Below are 3,662 nucleotides of genomic sequence, written 5' to 3'. Positions count from 1 at the left end.
CCTGCGTGCCGCCGGTATCGAGCCAGGTAATATTTATGATGATCGTGCATCCGGTAGCCGCGATGATCGGCCCGGCTTAGCTGCATGCCTCAAATCCTTGCGCGACGGCGATGTGCTGGTGGTCTGGAAACTCGATCGCCTCGGGCGCTCGCTCGCCCACCTGGTCAACACCGTGAAGGATCTGTCAGACCGCAGGATCGGCCTGCGTGTGCTGACCGGAAAAGGCGCTCAGATCGACACCACGACCGCATCCGGCCGCATGGTGTTCGGTATCTTTGCCACTCTGGCCGAGTTCGAGCGGGATCTGATCCGCGAGCGCACCATGGCTGGCCTTGCCGCAGCCAGAGCGCGCGGACGAAAGGGAGGGCGAAAATTCGCCCTGACCAAAGCACAGGTGCGTCTCGCCCAGGCCGCCATGGCGCAGCGCGACACGTCTGTTTCCGATCTGTGCAAGGAACTCGGGATCGAGCGCGTCACTCTATACAGATATGTCGGACCGAAGGGCGAGCTCAGGGATTATGGGAAGCGCGTTCTCAGCTTAGCGTAGGATTTCGCCCCCTCCAGCAAACGACCCCAGCTTGGCTACCTGATGGACAGGGCGGGCCTTCTGCAAGCCCTCGGCCACTGCCATCTGCCGGGATATGAGGCCAAATACGAACCGAAGGAAAAGCGCACCTTCTGCTACCCCACCCAGAACGCCAGCGGCTGGGCTGTGCAGCCATGATCGCCAACCCCTCCCTCTTCCTGAGCAATTCGGAAGAGCGATTTCCGCCGACTGAACACGTCGAAAATGGCAGTTTTCCACCGAAAAAAGGAAAGGACCATAGGAAAGGATTAATATCTTATTTTTATCTAGGGGTTTGCCGATCCGCGATTTTCGCTGGGAAACCGCCAAAAATGGCTTGCCATTAGGTCGCACCACATGCGACCATAAAGTCGCACAGTGTGCGACCTATTCGGCCCATATACAGAGGTTCCCCACATGCGGAATGTCACCCGTCTCAAGACCCGCAAAGACCGGCTCCGCGAGGACCAAGCCGACCTGTTGAAGCAAGCCCTTCTGCCCTTCGCAGAGGACGATGGACCGATGCGGGATGCGGTCGGACGGCTCTACGTCCAGATCAAGAACCTCACCACCCCAGACCCCGGAACCACGGAGCCGTTCGTCATGATCCGTCCCGCCCAGAATCGCGCCGTCACCCTCTGGCTGCTGAAGAACAGTAAGCGGCCCATGAAGGCCGTGGACGTATGGACGCTGCTGTTCGACCACCTGTTTCCCCATACCGGCCAGATCATGCTGACCCGTGAGGAAATCGCGGAAAAAGTCGGTATCCGGGTCAACGAAGTTACAGCCGTCATGAACGAGCTGGTGAGCTTCGGCGCGATTTTCTCCGAGCGCGAGAAGGTGGCCGGAATGCGCGGTCCGGGCCTCGCCCGCTACTACATGAACCGGCATGTGGCCGAGGTCGGCAGCCGCGCCACGCAGGAAGAACTTGCCCTAATCCCACGCCCCGGCGCCAAGCTGGCAGTCGTGCAGGGTGGCAAGGCTTAACCCATGAAGGTTTCGGAACTGGACGTGTTCGACAGCGCCAAGGCGGCACAAGACCCGTTGGTGCGGGAAGAACTGCTGCAAGCAGCGCAGGCGGACGGCCACGGCCCCGCCCTCGCTCATGCCCGTTCCGTCATAGCCAAGGCGCGGGCCGGGCAGGACGCCAAGGCTTAACGGCCCCGCCCTCTCCCGCCTCGATCCCGGCGGGCCTGTAGCATCTCCTGATGCTCCTTGGCGTTTTTGGCCCGCTGCTCGGCCCGCTCTTTCTCGGCCGCTGCGGCTCTTAGGCGCTCTTCGGCCAGCCGCATCCGCTCGTCCATCTGACGTTTCCGCTCTGCCTCGGCATCCTTGGCGGCTCCTGCCTTCAGCCCTTTGCTGAAAGCCATCCACTTATTGGCGGTTTTCTCGGCTTTCTGCTGTATCGGCGGGGTCAGCCGGTCAAATGCCTGGGCCACCCTCTCGAAGCCCTCACGCATGGCGTTGACGGCCTGCGCCAGTTTAGCCAGGGCGAAATCTATCACCTCGGCCCGCTGGGCGTTCTCGGCCCGGATACGCCGGTTGTGGTTGCCGGTCGGGGTCTGGTGGCCCTTCCGTTCCAGAGCCACCACATTCGGCCCCATGTGCCGCTCTGGAACGCGGTCTAGCCCCTGCTCCGCATTGCTCCGGTGATCTATCCGGGCCTCTTGCCCAGCCCGCTCTAGCGCGGCATTGGCAAGGCCCGCCCATAGCTGCCGGATTTCCTTCACCTCGTCGGCGGCCTTCCCCAGTCCCATGCCCTGCCGCTTCTTGTCGGACAGTTCGATGGTTGATTTGTCTCCAAAGGACAGCTTGCCATCGGCCCCCCGCTCCACCGTGCGGGTGGTGGTCATGATGTGCGCGTGATGATTCCGGTCGTCGCCCTCGTCACCCGGAAGATGCACGGCCACGTCCACGGCCACCCCGTACCGCTGGACCAACTCACGCGCGAAACTGTCCGCCAGTTCGGCCCGCTGCTCGCTGGTGAGTTCATGAGGGAGGGCCACAACCCATTCCCTCCCGGTGCGGGCGTCCTTGCGTTTCTCTGATCGCTCCGCGTCATTCCACAATTCCGAACGGTCAGCGGTGCCACCCCCCGGAATGAAAATTGCCTTATGGGCAACGCTATTCTGCCGGGGGCTGTATTTGTGTTCGTGCCCGTCAACCTCGTTGGTCAAATCCTCGCCAGCACGATACGCAGCCGCAGCCACAACGGAACGCCCTGCGCTCCGGCTGATCGGTTTCGTTTCTGCGCGATAGATTGCCACGGATCGAGCGCCTACCTTTTGGAGTTAAACGGGGGGTTCAGGGGGGCGAAGCCACCATGACGCAGGACTTGCACTTGTGCAAGTCGTAACTGCGCCCTTAATACCTGACGGCATCAAGGGATATGTGGTATTCGTTTGAAACGGAACGGCTCCACGGTGAGGATGATATGAGCGATATTGCGAAAGAGATTGAGAACGCCAAAAGGATCATAGCTGAACAGAAAAAGCGCATCAAAGATGCCCAGAAGGAAGCAGCTAAAGCGGAATCAAAGTTGAGGGACCGGCAGAACTACATCTTGGGCGGCGCACTGGTAAAACTTGCCGAAACAGATGAACGGGCCGTCCGCACTATTGAAACACTTTTGAAGCTGGTGGATCGTCCATCAGACCGGAAGGCGTTTGAGGTGTTTTCCCGTCTCCCAGCCCTCTCCCTGCCCCCGCAGCCAGCACCGGACACCGGCCATGAGTGAGGCACTGGAAGAAGATCCGTTTGAACTGTTCAAAAGGGTCGAAAAAAGCCTGTCCACGGCCACCGCCAGCATGGAGCGGCTGGCCGCCGAACAAGATGCCAGGTGCAAGACCATTTCAGACGCCGCCGGAAAAGCCTCTAAATTGGCCGAGGAAGCCGGTGACACCTTCACAGCATCCAAGAGGCGTCTGATGATCTGGACGGCCCTCTGCGCGGCTCTGCTGGTCTGTGGCGGGTGGTTGGCGGGTTATTGGCTGGGACACCGTGACGGTTGGGCCTCTGGCACGGCCCACGGCTACAGCGAGGCCGTAGCGGCCAACACGGTTGCAGCATGGGGCGTCACCCCCAGCGGCCAGCTTGG

General features: G+C 61.0%; 6 protein-coding genes. 5 read left to right on the top strand and 1 reads right to left on the bottom strand.

Annotated elements, in window-relative coordinates; all coding sequences use genetic code 11:
* The first annotated feature begins 1 nt into the window (after position 1).
* The 3 genes from GEU01_RS20020 (at position 2) to GEU01_RS25995 (ending at position 1,723) form a co-directional block, all read left to right on the top strand.
* A complete protein-coding gene (locus tag GEU01_RS20020) occupies positions 2-547 on the top strand; it encodes a recombinase family protein (protein ID WP_343204072.1) in 546 nt (181 codons plus the stop codon).
* Between the two features lie 435 nt (positions 548-982).
* A complete protein-coding gene (locus GEU01_RS20015; RefSeq protein ID WP_019087465.1) occupies positions 983-1,552 on the top strand; it encodes a hypothetical protein in 570 nt (189 codons plus the stop codon).
* A gap of 3 nt (positions 1,553-1,555) precedes the next feature.
* Positions 1,556-1,723, top strand: coding sequence for a hypothetical protein (locus GEU01_RS25995; protein WP_019087464.1), 168 nt, complete (start codon positions 1,556-1,558; stop codon positions 1,721-1,723).
* Here the strand turns inward: GEU01_RS25995 and mobQ are convergent.
* Positions 1,720-2,832, bottom strand: a complete 1,113-nt coding sequence (gene mobQ / locus GEU01_RS20005; protein ID WP_026018904.1) for a MobQ family relaxase — start codon at positions 2,830-2,832, stop codon at positions 1,720-1,722. The genes GEU01_RS25995 and mobQ overlap by 4 nt on opposite strands.
* A gap of 167 nt (positions 2,833-2,999) precedes the next feature.
* Here mobQ and GEU01_RS23515 point away from each other — a divergent pair, with 167 nt between their 5' ends.
* Both GEU01_RS23515 and GEU01_RS19995 read left to right on the top strand, forming a co-directional pair.
* A complete protein-coding gene (locus tag GEU01_RS23515; RefSeq protein ID WP_157212905.1) occupies positions 3,000-3,302 on the top strand; it encodes a mobilization protein in 303 nt (100 codons plus the stop codon).
* The coding region (locus GEU01_RS19995) for a hypothetical protein (protein ID WP_019087461.1) at positions 3,295-3,662 on the top strand (368 nt) is incomplete at its 3' end. The genes GEU01_RS23515 and GEU01_RS19995, both read left to right, overlap by 8 nt.

This window comes from Komagataeibacter europaeus LMG 18890, from assembly GCF_000285295.1.
In the GTDB taxonomy this organism is placed as follows: Bacteria; Pseudomonadota; Alphaproteobacteria; order Acetobacterales; family Acetobacteraceae; genus Komagataeibacter; species Komagataeibacter europaeus.
The sequence above is the reverse complement of the archived record's forward strand: the minus strand, read 5'-3'. Positions and strand labels throughout refer to the sequence as shown.